The organism is Citrobacter sp. Ce129 (genome assembly GCF_030334545.1).
Taxonomy (GTDB): Bacteria; Pseudomonadota; Gammaproteobacteria; order Enterobacterales; family Enterobacteriaceae; genus Citrobacter; species Citrobacter europaeus.
The window spans coordinates 375,823-393,805 of the sequence record NZ_JAOWDS010000057.1; the positions used below are offsets into that span (position 1 = coordinate 375,823).

The window sequence follows — 17,983 nt, forward strand, 5'->3', positions numbered from 1 at the left end:
CACTTTCCGTGTAGAGAGAAAGCGTAAAAAATATTCGCGACCTGCCTAATTAACCTGCTCCTGTAGCCAGCCAATAAACGCCTCGATTTTCGGCCACTGCCTGCCGGGCAGCGTGGTGATGTAGTAGTGCTGATGGCATTTCAGCGCCATATCGCCAAAAGGCGCGACCAGCTCTCCGCTGTCGAGACGTTTTTGCACCAGCCGCCTTCGGCCCATCGCCACGCCGATATGGTTCATTGCCGCAATGACCGCTAAATCAGAGCGATCGAAACCAATTCCCGATGATGTCGGCAGATTTGCTGCAAAATGCTGCGCCCAACTGTGCCATTCATCGGTCCCGGAATCGTTACTCCACGCCTGTCTGTCGTGCAGCAGCGTACAGTGCGGCAGATTCACCAGCGATCCGGTAAGGTCATGGCGTCGAGCGTAGTCCGGGCTGCATACCGGCAGGATCTCTTCATCCATCAGGAAGTGATGGGTGAGTTGCGCGGAAGGCGCGTCGTCAAAATAGATAGCCAGATCGACCCCGGCACGCTGCAGATTGACGTTGTCATTGCCGGTCAGGATAGTCAGTGAAATTGCCGGGTAACGGCGGGTAAAATCACCGAGCGCCGGAACCAGCCAGCACTGAGCGATAGAGGGCCGCGAGTAGACTGTGAGCGTCCCCGAGAGCTCCTGATTCTTGATATCAAGAATTTCCTGGTTGAGCGTGTCCAGCGACGATTTCAGCGCCCAAAAAACCCTTTTGCCTTCGTGGGTGAGTTCCACTTTGCGGTGCGAGCGGACAAACAGTTGAATGCCTAACTCCTCTTCCAGCTGATTAATCCGATGGCTGACGGCGCTGGGACTTAATGACAGCTCGTCTGCTGCCAGCGCAAACGACTGATGCCGCGCAGCCACTTCAAAAGTATACAGTTTTGACAACTGCCAGCCATTGAGCAGACGATTTCTGACCTCGCGTACGGGATCCATACTCACCTCTTGTCCTCCTGATTCATTCGCCGGAGTGTAAAAAAGTTCGCTGCAAAAATCAGCATAAAGATGAATCAAAGTGAACTATATCGCAAAAACCAGACGCAATTAGACGTAAATCACTCATTTGATGCAATCTGGCTCATGTGAAAGGGGATTTATATCGTTTGTCAGACCCTGCCTTATTTTTGTCCAATACCCCTATATTAATCACAGGGCAAGGTGAGCTATGCACTCTCAAATCTGGGTTGTGAGCACGCTGCTGATAAGCATCGTGTTAATCGTTTTGACCATCGTGAAGTTCAAATTCCACCCGTTTCTGGCGCTGCTGTTAGCCAGCTTCTTCGTGGGTACGATGATGGGTATGGGGCCGCTGGATATGGTCAATGCCATTGAGAGTGGCATCGGCGGTACGCTGGGCTTCCTCGCCGCGGTTATCGGCCTTGGAACCATTCTGGGCAAAATGATGGAAGTCTCAGGCGCGGCCGAACGCATCGGACTGACGCTGCAGCGCTGCCGTTGGCTTTCCGCTGACGTCATTATGGTACTGGTCGGACTGATATGCGGGATCACACTGTTTGTTGAAGTCGGCGTGGTGCTGTTGATTCCACTGGCTTTTTCGATTGCCAAAAAGACCAATACATCACTCCTGAAGCTGGCGATTCCGCTGTGTACGGCGCTGATGGCAGTACACTGCGTCGTGCCGCCGCATCCGGCCGCCCTGTTCGTGGCGAATAAGCTGGGTGCGGACATTGGTACCGTGATTGTTTACGGTTTACTGGTCGGTTTGATGGCCTCACTGATCGGCGGTCCGCTGTACCTGAAATTCCTCGGTAACCGTCTGCCGTTTAAACCGGTTCCGGCTGAGTTTTCCGACCTCAAAGTGCGTGACGAAAGTACACTGCCGTCGCTGGGCGCTACGCTGTTTACCGTTCTGCTGCCGATTGCCCTGATGCTGGTAAAAACCGTCGCAGAGCTGAACATGGCGAAAGGCAGCACGGTGTATACGCTGCTGGAGTTTATCGGTAACCCGATCACCGCGATGTTTATTGCCGTTTTCGTGGCCTACTACATTCTCGGTCTGCGTCAGCATATCGGCATGGGGGCGCTACTGACCCACACCGAAAACGGTTTTGGCTCGATTGCTAACATTTTGCTGATTATCGGCGCAGGCGGCGCATTCAACGCTATCCTCAAGAGCAGCGGGCTGGCGGATACCCTCGCACTGATCCTCTCAAACATGCATATGCATCCGATTCTGCTGGCCTGGCTGGTGGCGTTAATCCTGCATGCCGCAGTAGGCTCCGCCACGGTGGCGATGATGGGGGCGACGGCTATCGTGGCACCGATGCTGCCGCTCTATCCTAACGTTAGCCCGGAGATCATCGCCATTGCCATCGGTTCCGGCGCTATTGGCTGCACGATCGTGACCGATTCCCTCTTCTGGCTGGTGAAGCAGTACTGCGGCGCCACCCTGAATGAGACGTTCAAATACTATACGACCGCGACATTTATCGCGTCCGTGATTGCACTGGTTTGCACATTCCTGCTTTCCTTTATTATTTAAACGCAAAGAGACTGACTATGGAAAATATTCAAACACTTATCGCCCAGTATCCTTTAGTGGAAGACCTGGTCGCTCTCAAGGAGACGACCTGGTTTAACCCTGGCACCACCTCTCTTGCGGAAGGTTTACCGTACGTTGGCCTGACCGAGCACGATGTTCAGGATGCCCATGCTCGTCTGACGCGCTTCGCGCCGTATCTGGCGCAGGCATTCCCGGAAACCGCAGCCACCGGCGGCATTATCGAATCCGAGCTGGCCGCGATCCCGGCGATGCAAAAACGGCTGGTAAAAGAGTACGGGCAGCCTATCCGCGGAGAAATCCTGCTGAAGAAGGACAGCCATCTGCCGATTTCCGGCTCAATTAAAGCGCGTGGTGGTATTTATGAAGTGCTGACACACGCGGAAAAACTGGCGCTGGAAGCCGGTCTGCTGACCACACAAGACGATTACAGCATCCTGCTTTCACCTGAGTTCAAACAGTTCTTCAGCCAGTACAGCATCGCGGTAGGCTCCACCGGCAACCTCGGCATGTCGATTGGCATTATGAGCGCCTGTATCGGCTTTAAGGTGACGGTGCATATGTCTGCCGACGCTCGCGCGTGGAAAAAAGCCAAACTGCGCAGTCACGGCGTGACGGTAGTGGAGTATGAAGAAGATTACGGTGTGGCGGTTGAGCAGGGTCGTAAGGCGGCAGAATCCGATCCGAACTGTTTCTTTATCGATGATGAAAATTCCCGCACGCTGTTTTTAGGCTATGCGGTCGCGGGCCAGCGTCTGAAGGCGCAGTTTGCCCAGCAAGGACGCGTGGTGGATGCCGACCATCCGCTGTTTGTTTACCTGCCGTGCGGCGTCGGTGGTGGTCCTGGCGGCGTGGCGTTTGGCCTGAAGCTGGCCTTCGGCGACAACGTGCACTGCTTCTTCGCCGAACCGACCCACTCCCCCTGCATGCTGCTGGGGATTTATACCGGGCTGCACGATACGATTTCCGTGCAGGACATCGGCATCGATAACCTGACGGCGGCGGATGGGCTGGCGGTAGGTCGTGCGTCCGGCTTTGTTGGCCGGGCGATGGAACGTCTGCTCGACGGTCTGTACACCCTGGACGATCAGACGATGTACGACATGCTGGGCTGGCTGGCGCAGGAAGAAGGCATTCGCCTTGAGCCGTCGGCGCTGGCCGGGATGGCCGGTCCGCAACGCGTATGCGCCTCTGCTGACTATCAGCAGATGCACGGCTTCAGCGCAGAGCAGCTCAATAACGCCACCCACCTGGTGTGGGCGACCGGCGGCGGCATGGTACCTGAAGAAGAAATGGCGCAGTATCTGGCCAAAGGGCGTTAAACGTTGCTGACCTTAACGCAGCATCGCCATCAGTTCCATCGGTGAGCGATGTTGCTTAAGCAGGTCACGCATCACGCGCATATGCGGCGCGGTATGGTTGAAGAAAGCGCTGTACCCGCCGCAAATCGCACTTTTTCCACTGCTGTCGCGATGCTTTGGACAATCACCATGGCAAAAGCGTAACAACGAACACGCCTGACATTCCGCACTCAGCGTGGCCTTCTTGGACTGACCAAACGCCGTTACCTGCGGGCTGGCATTGAGCTCACTCAGCGACGTGTGATGAATATTACCCAGGCGAAAATCAGGGTAAACATAGTGATCGCATTGATACAGATCGCCATTCGCTTCCAGGGCAAACGCATGCCCGCAAGTGGAGCTTAGCGAACACATCTGCGCCGGATGCCCGCACCATACGCCCAGGGTTGAATCAAATAACTGGACGAATACGCGACCAATATCTTCTCTGACCCAGATATCAAAGACGGAATTCAGGAAGGTTCCCCATGCCTGCGGCGGGACAGATTCGGCGGTAAGCTCGCCTTTTTCATCATATTCAACCAGCGGAATGAACTGCAAAAACGGCGTGCCAAGCTGGCGAAGGTAGTGATACATCAACCCGGGCCGCTGACTGTTCAGAGAATTAACCACCACCAGCAGATTGAACTCCACCTGATGCTTACGCAGCCTGGCAATGGCGTCCACCACCTTATGGTGAGTCGGTTTTCCACTACGGTTAACGCGATACGCATCGTGCAACTCGGCAGGGCCATCCAGGGAAATCCCAACCAGCCAGCCGTTTTCACGTAAAAACTGACACCATTCGTCGTTGAGCAAAATCCCGTTGGTCTGGAAAGCATTATGGATTTGCTTCCCTTGCCCGTACTGTTTTTGCAAGGTCACTACGCGGCGAAAAAAGTCGATACCACAAAGGGTTGGCTCTCCACCCTGCCAGGCGAACATCACTTCAGACCCCGGCTGCGCGGCAATATGCTGGCGAATAAACGTCTCTAAGGTGGCATCATCCATTTCGGGTTGAGTGGGTTTATCAATGTAAAAACAGTAACGACAATCAAGGTTACAACGAGAGCTGGCCGGCTTGGCCATGACCTGACATCCTGTCATGCTAAATTCCCGATAAATGCAATAAGTTGGCGAACATGCGTTACAGCAAACAGTATTGCGAGGGATAACACCGCGAGGGAGATCATAAATTTGTCACGCACCGCGCGAGATTCAGAAAAATCACTATGCGTAACATCCATCAGGGTACGACTACGGGTATAGCGCCAAAGTACGATGGCCACCATCGCCAGCACCACAATTGAAACCCAAAACAGAAAGCCCGCCTGATGCCAGTTGTGCTTCAGCGCCAGCGCCATTAGCGCGCCATAGCCCAGCAGCGTACGAAACCAGGCCAGCGATGTTCGCTCCGGTTGTAATCCCGGGTCGGCGATACGTCGCGACTTACGGCTATCCGGCATACAGTACCAGTCCCATGACAATCACCGCGACGATCATCAAAATCAGGCTGATGATTAACAGGCTATGGGTATACGGCAAATCCTCTTTCAGACGCATTGCCCTCTCATTACGCAGCCAGCGCAGGTAACCATAAATCGCCAGGCCACCGGCAAACAGACACAGTAACAGCGCCAAAAGCTCACGAATGACCGGCGTGGCGAAATCCGGAGCCAGTTGGTCAAGACCAACGCCCGCCGCCAGAAATCCCAACGCGGTACGGATCCACGCCAAAAAGGTACGTTCATTTGCCAGCGAGAAGCGATAATCCGGGGCTTCTCCAAGGCGGGAAATCTTCATCCAAACTCCTTTTTCATTCATAGCTCAGCTACGTTGTCTGGTCATTTTCAGAATTTCGTACAGCGGAATGCTGATACCCTCTACCTGAACCAGCACAGGGAGGTCTGATGGACATCATATCGCAAAACAAATGTAGTTCACTGGGAATGCTATTTGGCGCCATTGCGTTGATTCTCGGCATTTTTCATTTCTCTTTTGGCCCCTTTTCCGCCCCACCGCCAGCGTTGGAAAGCGTGGTGGCAGAGAAGGTATCCGCCGTTAAAAAAGGGATTCTTGCCGGTCTGAAAGGGGAACAACCGCCCGCTGCTGCGAAAAAAACTGCCACTGATATCGATAAAATACTGGATAACAGCGGCATCGCTCTTGCCGTCATCGCGCTGATATGTGCGTTTATCGGCGGCATGCGTAAAGAAAATCGCTGGAGTATTCATGGCGCAATGTTCTTCGGCGGCGCGACACTTGCCTTTCATGCTCTGCTTTTTGGCATTGCCATTATCTGCGGCATCATTCTGCTCATGCTGATATTTTCCTTTCTCGGCGGTGCTTCTCCAGTTTGACCAGCCTGCCGGATGGCGGCGTGAGAACCCGATCCGGCAGGGCGTTCCCTCAGAACTTCTGCTTTTTCTCCTCCACTTTTACGCCCTGGGTTGGTAAACCGGTGTCGTAATCGCGTACCACCGGAGAATAGCCATCTTGCGGGCGTGGGCGGAAAGCGCCCATCCAGCGCGGTACGGCGTCCGGACGCCACGGACGCAAACTCCACTGGTAGGTACGGAACGGGTCGCGGATTTTATCCATATAGTCCAACAGAGCATCGTGCATCTGGCAGCGAACGTCGGCCAATTGTGGCGAATCTATCAGGTTATGTAGCTCATCGGGATCGTTTCGTCTGTCGTAAAGCTCATCGCTGGTAAACAGATTCAGCACCAGCTTCCAGTCGTCTGTCACCCAGCAGCGTACCGGAATAAATCCGCCAAAACTGTCATGTTCAATCTCATAACGGTTGAACTCCACCATCACGCCGCGTGGCTTTTCAATGTTAAGGATGTTTTCACCCGGCAGGATTTGTGGCTGCTCAATGCCCGCCAGCGCCATCATCGTCGGCAGCAGATCGATATGACTGACCGGCGTGTCTACCTGCATCGGTTCCCCCTGCGGCGGGCGCATAATCAGCGGAATTCGCGTGATGTCGTCATACATCGCCGCCCCCTTACTGATGAGCTTATGCGCTCCCATCATCTCACCGTGATCGGAGGTATAAATAACCCAGGTATTCTCCCGCTGTTCTGGCGTTAAGGCATCAATCACCCGGCCAATCTGATCGTCAACAAAATCGTTGCAGGCAAAATAGAGTGGATGGTGATAGCGTCCGTCTTCACCCACCGGAGACGGCATCGCTTGCGACCACAGGCGATGATGCTCAGGCTTATCGCACAGAGTATCCTGCGCTTTCGCGCCCAGATCGTAGTAAAAGTCCTGATATTTCTGCAGATACTCCACCGGACAGGTAAAAGGGTGATGCGGCTCGTCGTAGGAAATCACCATCAGGAAGGGGTCATCGTTACGCGCTGGCTGGTGGAGGAAATCGACCGCCCGGTTGCTGATACGATGCGCCCAGGTGAAGGTTTTGTCGATATTGTTGGCCAGCAAATCCTCCACGCTGTTCAGACCGTTACGCCACAAACCGATCTCTTTATCCGTCAGTTCTGCCAGGTAATTGGCCCCGTCATACCAGTAGTCGGCATCCCACTCGGGTGGACACTCGCCGGTACCAAAGTAATCATGCCCGTCGAGATGCCACTTGCCGATGTAGCAGGTGTGATAGCCCGCATCCTTGAAGTAGCGCCCCATGGTGGAAATGTTTTTCCCCGGCGCGACGTTATTGGTCCACGGACCAGACTGGTTGGCATAAATACCGGTAAACAACCCCGCGCGGGCCGGGGTGCAGACCGGTGAGCAGGTATAAGCGGAATTGAAGCGAATACCTTCCGCCGCCAGACTATCAATATTATTGGTATTCAGCGGCTTACCACTGTAGCAGCCGACCATATTGGTTGCCTGAGTGTCGGTCATAATGAACAGAAAATTAGGGCGGGTCATGCTTTATCCTTAGCGTCAGAGACACAGTGTTCAGTAGAGATACGCCGCGACTGCCAGCTGCTGAAAATCAGGTATATCACTACTGCTGCCGTGATGGCGTAGCTGAAGATTGTCAGCCAACGAGAGTTGTAACCACCAAACTGCGCCAGACCAGAATAAACGCCAATCATCGCAAACAGGACGCCAACAGAGGCGATCTTCGCGTTTTTCCACGGCTTCATGTCGACCGCGAAAGCATCATGGAATTTAAACGGCGTGGCACGCGGCTTGATAACACCGATAGCCAGCATGACCACCACGTTGATGCAGAAGGTACAGGCCAGCACGTAGAGGAAGTGGAACTCGAATTTCACCAGATAGTTGATGGTGATGTAGCTGACGATACCCAGCCCCATCGCAACCTTCGCCGCCAACGCCGGGATGCGGGGGAAAAAGAAGCCCATAATAACGATGGTCACCAATGGTACGTTGTAAATGCCGTTGAGTTGTTTCATCCAGCTGTAAAGCCCCTGTGGCGCATACGCAATCCACGGCGCAACCAGCACAGAAATAACCGCGACGATAAAACCAAAGCGACGTCCCACGCTGACCAGTTTATCGGGGCTGGCCTGCTCGTTAATCAGTCGACGATAAATACCGAGGCTGAAGAGTGTCGAGGCGCTGTTGAGAAAACCGCAAAACGCGCTGATGATCGCGCCGAACAATACGGCGCTGAAAAAGCCAATCAGCGGCAACGGCATGACTTTGTTTACCAGCGCCGGGTAAGCCATATCCGCTTTTGGGAGATCCTGGAAAAGGTGAAAGGCGATAACGCCAGGCAATACCAGAATCAGCGGATCCAGCATCTTCAACACCGCCGTCAATAAGGCCCCTTTCTGTCCCTCCGATAAGCTTTTTGACGCCAGCGTACGTTGAACAATTCCCTGGTTCGTACACCAGTAGAAGGTATTCACCAGAATAAGCCCGGTCAGCGCCGCGCCGATCGGTACCGGGTCGTTGCTCCCGCCAATCGAATTCAACATCTGGCTGTGATCCTGCGTTAAGCGCGTAATCCCTTCGCTCAGGCTGCCTTTACCCATTGCCATCAGGCCAAACAGTGGCACCATCAGACCGCCAATCACCAGACCGATACCGTTAATCACATCGGCAATAGCGATGGCACGCATCCCACCGACCACGGCGTACAAAATACCACTAATCCCCAATACCACCGCCATCAACCAAATTGCCGTATGCTGGGAAATATCAAAGGTTTCAGTAACATGAAACATACTGTTAAAGGCAAGCGCGCCGGAATACAAAATGATCGGCAGAAAACAAATCCCCGTGGCAATTAAAAAACAGCAGTCGATGATAATGCGGGTCGTTTTGTCATAACGCTCCTCAATAAAGTCCGGAATAGTAGCAATGCCACGCTGCAGATAGCGCGGCAAAAAAATCAGCGCCAGAAAAATGAGCGGGATCGCTGAGATAACTTCCCATGCCATTACCGACATTCCACTGCGGTAAGCCTGGCCGGTTAACCCTACCAGTTGTTCCGTCGAGAGATTCGTTAGCATCAGCGACGCGGCAATAACCGGCGCTTTTAGCGATCGCCCCGCCAGAAAATATCCTTGTTGCGATCCGGTATCCGCTTTCCGTAACTTCCACCAGGTGATTACCGCCACCAGCAGCGTAAAACCCACAAAGCTTAGAATTTGTAGCGTATTCATCTCATAGCCCTTTTTATCATTATGTCCCGGTAGCGGTAGGGAAAATCGGAGGTATTACGCACCGGGTCAGGCAGTCAGATTTCTTAAAATAAAAACGTCATATCCCTGAACGGATTTTTTCTGTTAAGTTCAGGTTGTGGGCATAATTCTCCGGCGGGAAATTAAAATGAATGGAAAGATGCAAAGTTCGCATGTAAAAAACGAAACTACGTACAATATTCCCCTATTGATTAACGAAAATGTGATCTCAAGCGGAATTTCATTGATCTCGCTGTGGCACACCTATGCCGACGAACATTACCGGGTTATTTGGCCACGCGATAAGAAAAAGCCACTGATAGCTAATTCATGGGTTGCTGTCTATACCGTCCAGGGCTGTGGGAAAATCCTGCTAAAAGGCGGCGAACACATTACCCTCACCGGAAATTGTATAATATTTTTAAAACCAACAGACATTCAGTCTTATCATTGTGAAGGATTAGTATGGGAACAATACTGGATGGAATTCACTCCAACCAGCGTAATGGATATTCCGTTACGCCAGCAAAGCATTATTTATAATGGTGATATTTATAATCAGGAACTGGCCGAGGTCTCGCGATTAATTACGTCACAAGACTCAATGAAAAATAATCTGGCCGTCGCTTTTCTCACAAAAATAATTTATCAATGGATTTGTCTTATTTACGCCGAAGGTAAAAAAGACCCACAGCGGATACAAATTGAAAAACTGATTGCCACTCTGCATGCCAGCCTGCAAAGGCGGTGGAGCGTGGCGGATATGGCGGCCACCATCCCCTGCAGCGAAGCCTGGCTACGTCGTCTTTTTTTACGTTACACCGGTAAAACACCGAAGGAATATTATCTCGATGCCCGGCTGGAACTGGCGCTGTCACTGTTAAAGCAGGAAGGGAATACGGTCGGACAGGTGGCAGATATGCTTAACTTTTTTGACTCATTTCATTTCAGCAAAGCCTTTAAACACAAGTTTGGCTATGCGCCCTCGGCAGTGCTTAAACATGAGAAGTGAAATACCGTCTCATCCGGCCTGCAGGAGATGCAGGCCGGATACTCGCTCTTTAACCCAGCCCCCAGAAGATCACCGCCAGCAGCTGTGGCGTGATAATCCTCAGGAACATAACCAGCGGATAAACGGTGGCGTAGGAGAGCGCAGCTGCCCCGCTGGTGGCATGCAGGTTGTTAGCAAACGCCAGCGCGGGGGGATCGGTCATCGAACCCGCCAGCATACCGCACAGCGTCAGATAGTTCATTTTGGCGAAGATACGCGCCAGCAATCCCACGGTAATCAGCGGAATCGCAGTAATGAAAATACCGTAGCCCACCCAGCTCAGGCCATCGCCCTGCGTCAGGGTATCGACAAAATCACCGCCTGACTTCAGACCAACTACCGCAAGAAACAGCACAATACCTAACTCTCGCAACGCCAGGTTAGCGCTGGGAGGCATAAACCAGTACAGCTTACCAATGCTGCCAATACGCCCCAGGATCAAGGCCATAATCAGCGGCCCACCGGCCAGACCCAGTTTTAACGCCACCGGGAACCCCGGGATGAACAGTGGGATGGAACCCAGAAGAACACCCAGCCCGATACCAATAAATACCGGCAGCATCTGCACCTGTTGCAGTTTTTGCTGCGCGTTACCCACAACATTGGCGACGGCATCAATGGACGCGGGACGCCCCACCAGATTGAGGATATCGCCGAATTGCAGGCTGGCATCGCTGCTGGCCACCAGCTCAACGCCCGCACGGTTCAGACGGGAGATAACCACGTCGTAACGCTCTTTGAAATGCAGGTCGCGGATTCGTTTACCCAGTACCTGTTCGTTGGTCACCACCACGCGCTCAACGCGTAAATCGGTACCTCGCGTCGACAGCGATGTGTCCACCTCCTGCCCAATCACCACCTGCGCGTTGTGCAGATCGCCAGGCTGACCGACCAGGTGTAACAGGTCGCCCATCTGGATAATTGTCCCTGGCGACGGCACCATCAATGTCTCTTCACGTTTCAGACGCGAGCAGATGATTTTATCGCTGTTCAGAATCGGGACATCCTGAATCGCCATATTGTTGAGGTTCGGGTTTTCCACGCGGATGTTCATCGTCTGAATCAGCGCGTGTCCGTTGGTCAGCGTAGATTCATGCTGATGGGCTTCGGCATCGACGTTAACGCGAAAAATGAGGCGCATCAGCCACATCGTGAGCAAAATACCACAGATACCAAAAGGATAGGCCATGGCATAGCTCATCCCCATCTGATCCACTACATCAGCAGGGGTACCCAGATCGCGCAGAATTTGCTGGCCCGCGCCTAAGGCCGGGGTATTGGTGACCGCACCGGAAAATATTCCCAGCACCACGGGAAGGGGAATGGCAAAAATCTTATGCAGGATCGCGGTGACCAGGCCACCCATAATAACAATCAGTACGGCAAACAGATTCAGCCGCAGGCCTGAAACGCGTAGTGACGCAAAAAAGCCCGGCCCCACCTGAATACCGATGGTGTAGACGAAAAGAATCAGGCCAAATTCCTGAATAAAATGCAGCATGTCGCCGCTCAGGGTCATCCCTGCCTGATCGACAAAATGCCCGACAATAATGCCGCCGAACAGCACGCCTCCAATGCCAAAACCAACACCACGTATTTTTATGTTGCCGATCCATAATCCGACAACCGCCACCAACGCCAGAACGCTGACCGTCAATGCTATATCACTCATTATCCTGTTCCCTGTGAATAACATCATTAAGTAAATGGATTCTCGCAGAGTACAGTCGCAATGTATGGGTGGTAAAGCACAAAAAAGCCCCGTCATTTCTGGCGGGGCAAAGGCATGGAGCTATTTAACTCTCTAATGCGGGACGTTCGCTGATGGCGATACGTTGTGGAGCAATGGTTTCAGGTTCATTCCGGGTCAAATCGATATGCAGCAAGCCGTTAGTGAAGCTTGCGCCGGAGACCTCCATATTTTCAGCCAGCGTGAAGCTCAGGCTGAACGGCTGAGTGACCAGCCCCTGATGCAACCATTTGGTCTCTTTTTCCGGCTGTTGCGGCGTACCTTTCACGGTCAGGCGCGTGCCTTCCAGTTGAATATCCAGATCTTCCTGGCGGAAACCGGCTAACGCAAGGGTAATGCGGTAGTGGTTATCATCGCTCTTTTCGATGTTATATGGCGGGAAGCTCTGGCTTTCACCGGTGTTTTGCAAGGCATTGGCCAGTTTGTCAAAACCGATCCATTGACGCAGCAGTGGGGATAAATCGTAGTTACGCATAATAATCTCCTTCTAAGAAGCGAGTAGGTACTTTTCGGCTCCCTGACGGCAAGCCGATGACTTAGCAGGGCCGCCTGCAGCGGCCCACAGAATTAGTTGATTTCGATGCGGCGCGGCTTGTTCGCTTCGGGAATCACGCGCTCAAGATCGATATACAGCAGACCATTCACCAGGTTTGCGCCGCGAACATGAATGTTCTCCGCTAACTGGAACTTACGTTCGAAGTTGCGCTCGGCAATGCCCTGATACAGGTAAGTACGTTCTTTTTGATCGTCCGCATGAGCGCCTTTCACCACCAGCAGATTGTCCTGGGCAGTAATTTCCAGTTCGCTTTCAGCAAAACCGGCAACAGCAATCGCAATGCGGTAATGGTTTTCGTCTACCAGCTCAACGTTATACGGAGGGTAGCCGCCATTGCTCTGGCCCTGATTGTTTTCCAGCAGGTTAAACAGGCGATCAAAACCAATTGCAGAACGGTACAGCGGGGATAAATCAAAGTTACGCATAATCAATAGCTCCTGAAATCAGCGAGAATAATCGACCTTCCATCATGGACAGGTCAGGTAGCCAGGACACCCATCAGGCATGCCCTTCATTTGTCTACACTCTAAAAATGGGTCTTAATACAAACTTTTCAAGCGTATTCATCTGACTTTTTTTGCAGTTTGGTGTCTATTGCATACACTGGGGGAAGCAGTTGTTATCGTTAAATCGCGATAGCCGCCACAGTGCGACGAAATGGTGATGTTATTTTCGCAACGGATCGCTTTAACTCACCATGCAAACACGATAAATACAGATGAATAAATGATGATAAAAAAAATGTTGGTAACACTGGCAATGTGCAGCGGGATGGCGTTTTTGAGCGGCTGTTCCAGCATTATGTCGCATACCGGAGGCAAGGAAGGGACGTATCCTGGCACGCGCGCCAGCGCCACAATGATTAGCGAAAGTGATACAAACTGGGGAACCAAGTCGCTGGCGATTCTGGATATGCCGTTTACCGCCGTACTGGATACGGTACTGCTTCCGTGGGATCTCTTTCGCAAAGACAACTCGGTGAGATCCCGCGTAGAAAAAAGCGAGGAGAGAACGCAGGCCACAAACGCGGTTATTCCCCCGGCTGAAATGACCGCGCCTTAAGCTAGCGCCCGGTTTCTGTCACCCATAACTGGCGGAAACCCTCGACGTCTTCCATCCACGCAACCCGTTGACCGTCAGGAGAAAAGACGATCGCGTCGCCTGACGGCGGGTTGCCATGATGATCCGTTAAAAAATCAATCTCTCCCGTAAGAGCATCACAACAGGCGATTTTGTTCTGCAGTACAAATCCCAGCCATTTCCCCGACGGATGCCAGTTGAACGCTGACTGAATATCCGTGGCGCAGCGGGTAAGCTGACGCGGCTCCCCTCCTTGTGGGGAAATCAGCCACAGTTGCACAACACCACGATCATCGCGCATTAAAAACGCAATCTCAGAGGCTCCTGGATTACTGCGCACCCAGTGGCGCGGCTGATTAACCAGCCCAGGGAAGACGTGCTCATGGGTAAACGTCAGGCGGCGTTGAGTTATGCCGGATGGCGGCGCAGGCATTGTCGCCTCAGTCCCCTCCAGTGGCTCGTCGCCAGGCTGTTTCCAGCCGCTTTCATCCTGTGGCAAATCAACAATAAACAGCTCCGGCACCTTCTCACCAGAGGCGGACAACGTATCGCCGATAAACGCCAGTCTGCTTTCCCCCACCCAGCCCTCTTCATAGGCGCGGTTAATCTCATCGCTCCCCGGCTTTGGCGCTGGCGTCGTCTGACTCACCAGCACGCACCAGTAGCTACCGCTGTATTCACGGGGATGCTGCGAGGAAACATTCACCGGACCATACGGCGCAGCCACGCCGACGTTGCGTAAATCGAGCGCCGGAGAGCGCTCATGCAGCACATGGTCGTTATAGGTAAAACTGACAAACTCGCCGTTCGGGCTAAAAACATGCACATGACTGCCGCCGCGCAGCGCGCCCGGCGTATATGGCGCAGTAATATCCATCGCATCCAGATTCTCCATCCCAGCCTGCGAAGCAATCACCCCACGCCGATGATGGAAGTCGTAATGCCATGTTTCATCAGGATTTTCAGGCCCATGAATAAATACATATTTTTCCGACTTTGGATGAACGGTCACCACGCCAACGTGCGATCCCTGAGTAGCCCGGTAAATCACCTCCAGCTCGCCAGTATGGATATTAACGCGCTCAATTGTTTCACCGGTAAAAGAGGCGCCGGAGGGGCGCACATCAAAGACCAGCCACTGGCTGTCCGGTGTCCAGGTATTGATATTGGTAAGCTGATGATTACGCGGCGTAAAGGTGATTTGCTTCATGGGATGCCCTGATACAAGACGATTTCAGCAATCATACTTCACAAGCACTTCACTTTCAGGCTTTAGCGTATCGCTATCTTCATTTTTTGCGGACAGAAAGATGGAACATTTTGACGTAGCGATTATCGGATTAGGCCCGGCAGGCGCAGCGCTGGCGCGGCAGTTGAGTGGAAAAATGCGCGTGATCGCGTTGGATAAAAAGCGCCAGTGCGGCAACGAAGGTTTCACTAAACCCTGCGGCGGTCTGCTGGCCCCGGATGCCCAGCGTTCGTTTATCCGCGACGGGATAACCTTACCCGTTAATGTCATCGCCAACCCGCAGATATTTAGCGTTAAAACGGTTGATGTTGCCGCTTCTTTGACGCGTAACTACCAACGTAGCTACATTAATATCAATCGCCATGCGTTTGATTTATGGCTTAAATCGCTCATTCCTGACGATGTACAGGTGTACCACGACAGCCTGTGTCGGAAAATCTGGCGCGAGGGCGATAAATGGCATGTAATCTTCCGCGCCGACGGTTGGGAGCAGCAGATCACCGCGCGTTATCTGGTAGGTGCCGACGGAGCGAATTCACTGGTACGCCGTCATCTTTATCCCCAGCACCAAATCCGTAAATATGTCGCTATTCAACAATGGTTTGCGGAAAAACATCCTGTCCCGTTCTATTCCTGTATTTTTGATAATGACGCAACCGACTGTTATTCCTGGAGTATCAGCAAAGACGGCTATTTTATCTTTGGCGGCGCGTACCCCATGAAGGACGGCCAGGCGCGCTTTGACGCGCTGAAAGAGAAGCTGGAAGCGTTCCATTTCCAGTTCGGCAAACCGGTGAAAAGCGAAAAATGTACGGTGCTGTTCCCCTCACGCTGGAAAGACTTCGTCTGCGGCGAAGATAACGCGTTCTTGATTGGTGAAGCGGCCGGATTTATCAGCGCCAGTTCGCTGGAAGGGATTAGCTATGCGCTGGACAGCGCGGAGATCCTCAAATCTGTACTCCTGCGGGATGCGCCAGATATGAATCACGCCTACCGCAACGCCACCCGCAAGTTACGCCTCAAACTGTATGGCAAAATCCTGAAAAGTCGCGCCCTGACATCGGCCTTTTCCCGTAAATGGATAATGCGCAGCGGCGTGGCGCACATTCCCTTGGCAAAATCTGAAAGTCACCCGCCAGCAAAAGAAAAGCGTGATAAATCGCGTAGTATGGCCATGACATTACGGCGCGTTTTTTTAAGGGATTAAGTTGAACATAAAACATAGCTGGTTGGTAAAATCGCTGGTCGTATCATCGCTTAGCGTTATGTTATCAGGGTGCCTGAGCTTTATGTGGCTCAAAGCAGGCGATCCACAAACAACAAGGGAAAAGTGGAAAACAGACACCGTTATTGGCTTATCGTCAGGTAAAGATAATGATGGTAATGAAGGCTATGTCTTTGTCGGCAAAACGTTTGATTATCTGATAACCAGTGGTGCCGAAAGCGTGGTGAAGTTGCTGCAAGATCCGCAAATCGACCGTCATAATTTACAGGCCGTTGATATCGCCGAATTCATCATCAGCGACAATAAAAAGGGATTTAAAGGCGTATTAACGCTTAAATACACAGGGGAAACGCAGGACGTTAAACAAGTGCTTACGGGCTACGGTTTTGACTGCTCAGCGCAATACTGCACTAAAAATCTATCCAAACTGGAAGGGACAATCCATAAAAAAAGCACCAAACAGGATTACTCGCAGATGCTTACGTTTTATCATCCATTTACCGTTGGTTTTTACGAATATAAAACCTCACATATACCCGAATTCGTCACAAACGGACTACTGCCCATTACTATCACTCTGGATGTCGTAACCTCTCCATTACAAATATTATTTTTTAATTATTATCACCAATAAAAATTTAAATGGGCAAATGTAACAAGGCACTTGCCCATAACTTCTTAATTCAGCGCAAATTTCTCAATGGCATACGCGACGCCATCTTCAAGGTTGGATTTCGTCACGAAGTTGGCGATTTCTTTGACTGATGGAATAGCGTTGTCCATGGCAACGCCCACGCCTGCGTATTCAATCATCGCGATGTCGTTTTCCTGATCGCCAATCGCCATCACCTCTTCGGCTTTAATGCCTAACGTATCGGCCAGCGATTTTACACCTGTCCCTTTATTGACGCGTTTATCGAGGATTTCGAGGAAATACGGCGCGCTCTTCAGCACGGTGTACTTCTCTTTTACTTCCGCAGGTATACGCGAAATGGCTTTATCGAGGATCTCCGGCTCATCAATCATCATCACTTTCAGGAACTGGGTTGCAGGATCCATTTTCTCGGCTTCACAGAACACCAGCGGGATGGTCGCGACAAACGATTCGTGCACCGTGTAGTAGCTAATATCACGGTTCGCGGTATACAGCGTGTTGCGATCGAGGGCATGGAAATGGGAACCAACCTCCCGGGAGAGTTGCTCCAGGTAACGATAATCATCATAGCTCAGCGCGGTTTGCGCCACGGTACTGCCATCCCCCGCTTTCTGCACCAGCGCACCGTTATAGGTAATGCAGTAGTCACCGGGTTGTTCCATATGTAGTTCTTTCAGATAGCTATGAACGCCGGCATACGGGCGCCCCGTAGTCAGCACCACATTCACGCCACGCGCGCGCGCCGCGGCAATCGCCGTTTTGACCGCAGGTGAAATGGTGTGATCGGGCAGCAGAAGTGTGCCATCCATGTCGATAGCAATAAGTTTGATAGCCATGAGTTCCCCGGATGAAATGAGTCCGTCCTCATGCTAACGCGATTCCGCTCA

18 protein-coding genes and 1 other annotated feature are annotated in these 17,983 nt (G+C 52.2%); of the genes, 7 read left to right on the forward strand and 11 right to left on the reverse strand.

Annotation, left to right across the window (positions count from 1 at the left end; all coding sequences use genetic code 11):
* Positions 1-45 precede the first annotated feature (45 nt).
* A complete protein-coding gene (gene dsdC, locus OGV77_RS08620) occupies positions 46-972 on the reverse strand; it encodes a DNA-binding transcriptional regulator DsdC (protein WP_043018793.1) in 927 nt (308 codons plus the stop codon).
* Between the two features lie 229 nt (positions 973-1,201).
* On the opposite strand from dsdC, the gene dsdX reads away from it, so the two are divergent.
* Together dsdX and dsdA are read left to right on the forward strand one after the other, a co-directional pair.
* Positions 1,202-2,539: a D-serine transporter DsdX gene (dsdX, locus tag OGV77_RS08625; RefSeq protein WP_043018794.1), complete on the forward strand. Its 1,338-nt coding sequence runs from the start codon at positions 1,202-1,204 to the stop codon at positions 2,537-2,539.
* Positions 2,540-2,556: 17 nt separating this feature from the next.
* Positions 2,557-3,879, forward strand: coding sequence for a D-serine ammonia-lyase (gene dsdA / locus OGV77_RS08630; RefSeq protein ID WP_043018795.1), 1,323 nt, complete (start codon positions 2,557-2,559; stop codon positions 3,877-3,879).
* Between the two features lie 12 nt (positions 3,880-3,891).
* Here the strand turns inward: dsdA and OGV77_RS08635 are convergent, their stop codons facing one another.
* The 3 genes from OGV77_RS08635 to OGV77_RS08645 are packed head-to-tail and all read right to left on the reverse strand — an operon-like array spanning position 3,892 to position 5,700.
* Positions 3,892-5,004 (reverse strand): anaerobic sulfatase maturase, encoded by a 1,113-nt coding sequence (locus tag OGV77_RS08635; RefSeq protein ID WP_167373430.1) that lies wholly within the window; start codon positions 5,002-5,004, stop codon positions 3,892-3,894.
* Positions 5,001-5,363, reverse strand: coding sequence for a DUF202 domain-containing protein (locus OGV77_RS08640; protein ID WP_043018797.1), 363 nt, complete (start codon positions 5,361-5,363; stop codon positions 5,001-5,003). Before OGV77_RS08640 ends, OGV77_RS08635 begins: the two co-directional genes overlap by 4 nt.
* Positions 5,353-5,700 carry a YidH family protein gene (locus tag OGV77_RS08645; RefSeq protein WP_042311462.1) on the reverse strand — a complete coding sequence of 116 codons (348 nt, stop codon included), beginning with the start codon at positions 5,698-5,700 and terminating at the stop codon, positions 5,353-5,355. Before OGV77_RS08645 ends, OGV77_RS08640 begins: the two co-directional genes overlap by 11 nt.
* Positions 5,701-5,807: 107 nt before the next feature.
* Between OGV77_RS08645 and yidI the strand changes: the two genes are divergently transcribed.
* A complete protein-coding gene (yidI, locus tag OGV77_RS08650) occupies positions 5,808-6,257 on the forward strand; it encodes an inner membrane protein YidI (RefSeq protein ID WP_043018798.1) in 450 nt (149 codons plus the stop codon).
* A 49-nt stretch (positions 6,258-6,306) separates the two neighbouring features.
* Here yidI and OGV77_RS08655 read toward each other — a convergent pair whose 3' ends face one another.
* Both OGV77_RS08655 and OGV77_RS08660 read right to left on the reverse strand, forming a co-directional pair.
* On the reverse strand, positions 6,307-7,800 hold the full coding sequence (locus OGV77_RS08655; protein ID WP_043018799.1) for a sulfatase-like hydrolase/transferase: 1,494 nt from the start codon (positions 7,798-7,800) through the stop codon (positions 6,307-6,309).
* Positions 7,797-9,512, reverse strand: a complete 1,716-nt coding sequence (locus OGV77_RS08660) for a solute:sodium symporter family transporter (protein WP_043018800.1) — start codon at positions 9,510-9,512, stop codon at positions 7,797-7,799. Before OGV77_RS08660 ends, OGV77_RS08655 begins: the two co-directional genes overlap by 4 nt.
* A gap of 166 nt (positions 9,513-9,678) precedes the next feature.
* Here OGV77_RS08660 and OGV77_RS08665 point away from each other — a divergent pair, with 166 nt between their 5' ends.
* Complete coding sequence (locus OGV77_RS08665) at positions 9,679-10,542, forward strand: AraC family transcriptional regulator (protein ID WP_043018801.1); 864 nt, start codon at positions 9,679-9,681, stop codon at positions 10,540-10,542.
* Positions 10,543-10,591: 49 nt separating this feature from the next.
* Here the strand turns inward: OGV77_RS08665 and OGV77_RS08670 are convergent, their stop codons facing one another.
* The 3 genes from OGV77_RS08670 to ibpA all read right to left on the reverse strand — a co-directional run bounded on the left by OGV77_RS08670 (position 10,592) and on the right by ibpA (position 13,312).
* The gene (locus OGV77_RS08670; protein WP_043018802.1) at positions 10,592-12,253 is read right to left on the reverse strand and encodes a putative transporter; all 1,662 of its coding nucleotides are present in this window, start codon (positions 12,251-12,253) and stop codon (positions 10,592-10,594) included.
* A 124-nt stretch (positions 12,254-12,377) separates the two neighbouring features.
* Positions 12,378-12,806 (reverse strand): small heat shock chaperone IbpB, encoded by a 429-nt coding sequence (gene ibpB, locus OGV77_RS08675; RefSeq protein ID WP_047407721.1) that lies wholly within the window; start codon positions 12,804-12,806, stop codon positions 12,378-12,380.
* A 92-nt stretch (positions 12,807-12,898) separates the two neighbouring features.
* Positions 12,899-13,312 carry a small heat shock chaperone IbpA gene (gene ibpA / locus OGV77_RS08680; protein ID WP_003023882.1) on the reverse strand — a complete coding sequence of 138 codons (414 nt, stop codon included), beginning with the start codon at positions 13,310-13,312 and terminating at the stop codon, positions 12,899-12,901.
* Positions 13,306-13,378: a sequence feature (ROSE (Repression Of Heat Shock gene Expression) occurs in the 5'-region of heat shock genes and acts as an RNA thermometer to modulate expression.), on the reverse strand. Its footprint overlaps the gene before it by 7 nt.
* 238 nt (positions 13,379-13,616) lie before the next feature.
* On the opposite strand from ibpA, the gene OGV77_RS08685 reads away from it, so the two are divergent.
* Entirely contained in the window at positions 13,617-13,949 is a 333-nt protein-coding gene (locus OGV77_RS08685; RefSeq protein ID WP_167373431.1) for a YceK/YidQ family lipoprotein, read from the forward strand.
* A 1-nt stretch (position 13,950) separates the two neighbouring features.
* Here the strand turns inward: OGV77_RS08685 and OGV77_RS08690 are convergent, their stop codons facing one another.
* Positions 13,951-15,177 (reverse strand): YidR family protein, encoded by a 1,227-nt coding sequence (locus tag OGV77_RS08690; RefSeq protein ID WP_087050734.1) that lies wholly within the window; start codon positions 15,175-15,177, stop codon positions 13,951-13,953.
* A gap of 100 nt (positions 15,178-15,277) precedes the next feature.
* On the opposite strand from OGV77_RS08690, the gene cbrA reads away from it, so the two are divergent.
* Together cbrA and OGV77_RS08700 are read left to right on the forward strand one after the other, a co-directional pair.
* Positions 15,278-16,423 carry a colicin M resistance lipid reductase CbrA gene (gene cbrA / locus OGV77_RS08695; RefSeq protein WP_080625930.1) on the forward strand — a complete coding sequence of 382 codons (1,146 nt, stop codon included), beginning with the start codon at positions 15,278-15,280 and terminating at the stop codon, positions 16,421-16,423.
* A gap of 82 nt (positions 16,424-16,505) precedes the next feature.
* Positions 16,506-17,075 carry a YidX family protein gene (locus OGV77_RS08700; RefSeq protein WP_491700941.1) on the forward strand — a complete coding sequence of 190 codons (570 nt, stop codon included), beginning with the start codon at positions 16,506-16,508 and terminating at the stop codon, positions 17,073-17,075.
* Between the two features lie 44 nt (positions 17,076-17,119).
* Here the strand turns inward: OGV77_RS08700 and yidA are convergent, their stop codons facing one another.
* Entirely contained in the window at positions 17,120-17,932 is an 813-nt protein-coding gene (gene yidA, locus OGV77_RS08705) for a sugar-phosphatase (RefSeq protein WP_043018808.1), read from the reverse strand.
* Positions 17,933-17,983 lie beyond the last annotated feature (51 nt).

Excerpts from the sequence above, each read along its gene's own strand:
- dsdC (WP_043018793.1), bottom strand. The coding sequence starts at position 972 with ATGGATCCCGTACGCGAGGTCAGAAATCGTCTGCTCAATGGCTGGCAG.
- dsdX (WP_043018794.1), top strand. The coding sequence starts at position 1,202 with ATGCACTCTCAAATCTGGGTTGTGAGCACGCTGCTGATAAGCATCGTG.
- dsdA (WP_043018795.1), top strand. The coding sequence starts at position 2,557 with ATGGAAAATATTCAAACACTTATCGCCCAGTATCCTTTAGTGGAAGAC.
- OGV77_RS08635 (WP_167373430.1), bottom strand. The coding sequence starts at position 5,004 with ATGACAGGATGTCAGGTCATGGCCAAGCCGGCCAGCTCTCGTTGTAAC.
- OGV77_RS08640 (WP_043018797.1), bottom strand. The coding sequence starts at position 5,363 with ATGCCGGATAGCCGTAAGTCGCGACGTATCGCCGACCCGGGATTACAA.
- OGV77_RS08645 (WP_042311462.1), bottom strand. The coding sequence starts at position 5,700 with ATGAAGATTTCCCGCCTTGGAGAAGCCCCGGATTATCGCTTCTCGCTG.
- yidI (WP_043018798.1), top strand. The coding sequence starts at position 5,808 with ATGGACATCATATCGCAAAACAAATGTAGTTCACTGGGAATGCTATTT.
- OGV77_RS08655 (WP_043018799.1), bottom strand. The coding sequence starts at position 7,800 with ATGACCCGCCCTAATTTTCTGTTCATTATGACCGACACTCAGGCAACC.
- OGV77_RS08660 (WP_043018800.1), bottom strand. The coding sequence starts at position 9,512 with ATGAATACGCTACAAATTCTAAGCTTTGTGGGTTTTACGCTGCTGGTG.
- OGV77_RS08665 (WP_043018801.1), top strand. The coding sequence starts at position 9,679 with ATGAATGGAAAGATGCAAAGTTCGCATGTAAAAAACGAAACTACGTAC.
- OGV77_RS08670 (WP_043018802.1), bottom strand. The coding sequence starts at position 12,253 with ATGAGTGATATAGCATTGACGGTCAGCGTTCTGGCGTTGGTGGCGGTT.
- ibpB (WP_047407721.1), bottom strand. The coding sequence starts at position 12,806 with ATGCGTAACTACGATTTATCCCCACTGCTGCGTCAATGGATCGGTTTT.
- ibpA (WP_003023882.1), bottom strand. The coding sequence starts at position 13,312 with ATGCGTAACTTTGATTTATCCCCGCTGTACCGTTCTGCAATTGGTTTT.
- OGV77_RS08685 (WP_167373431.1), top strand. The coding sequence starts at position 13,617 with ATGATAAAAAAAATGTTGGTAACACTGGCAATGTGCAGCGGGATGGCG.
- OGV77_RS08690 (WP_087050734.1), bottom strand. The coding sequence starts at position 15,177 with ATGAAGCAAATCACCTTTACGCCGCGTAATCATCAGCTTACCAATATC.
- cbrA (WP_080625930.1), top strand. The coding sequence starts at position 15,278 with ATGGAACATTTTGACGTAGCGATTATCGGATTAGGCCCGGCAGGCGCA.
- OGV77_RS08700 (WP_491700941.1), top strand. The coding sequence starts at position 16,506 with ATGTGGCTCAAAGCAGGCGATCCACAAACAACAAGGGAAAAGTGGAAA.
- yidA (WP_043018808.1), bottom strand. The coding sequence starts at position 17,932 with ATGGCTATCAAACTTATTGCTATCGACATGGATGGCACACTTCTGCTG.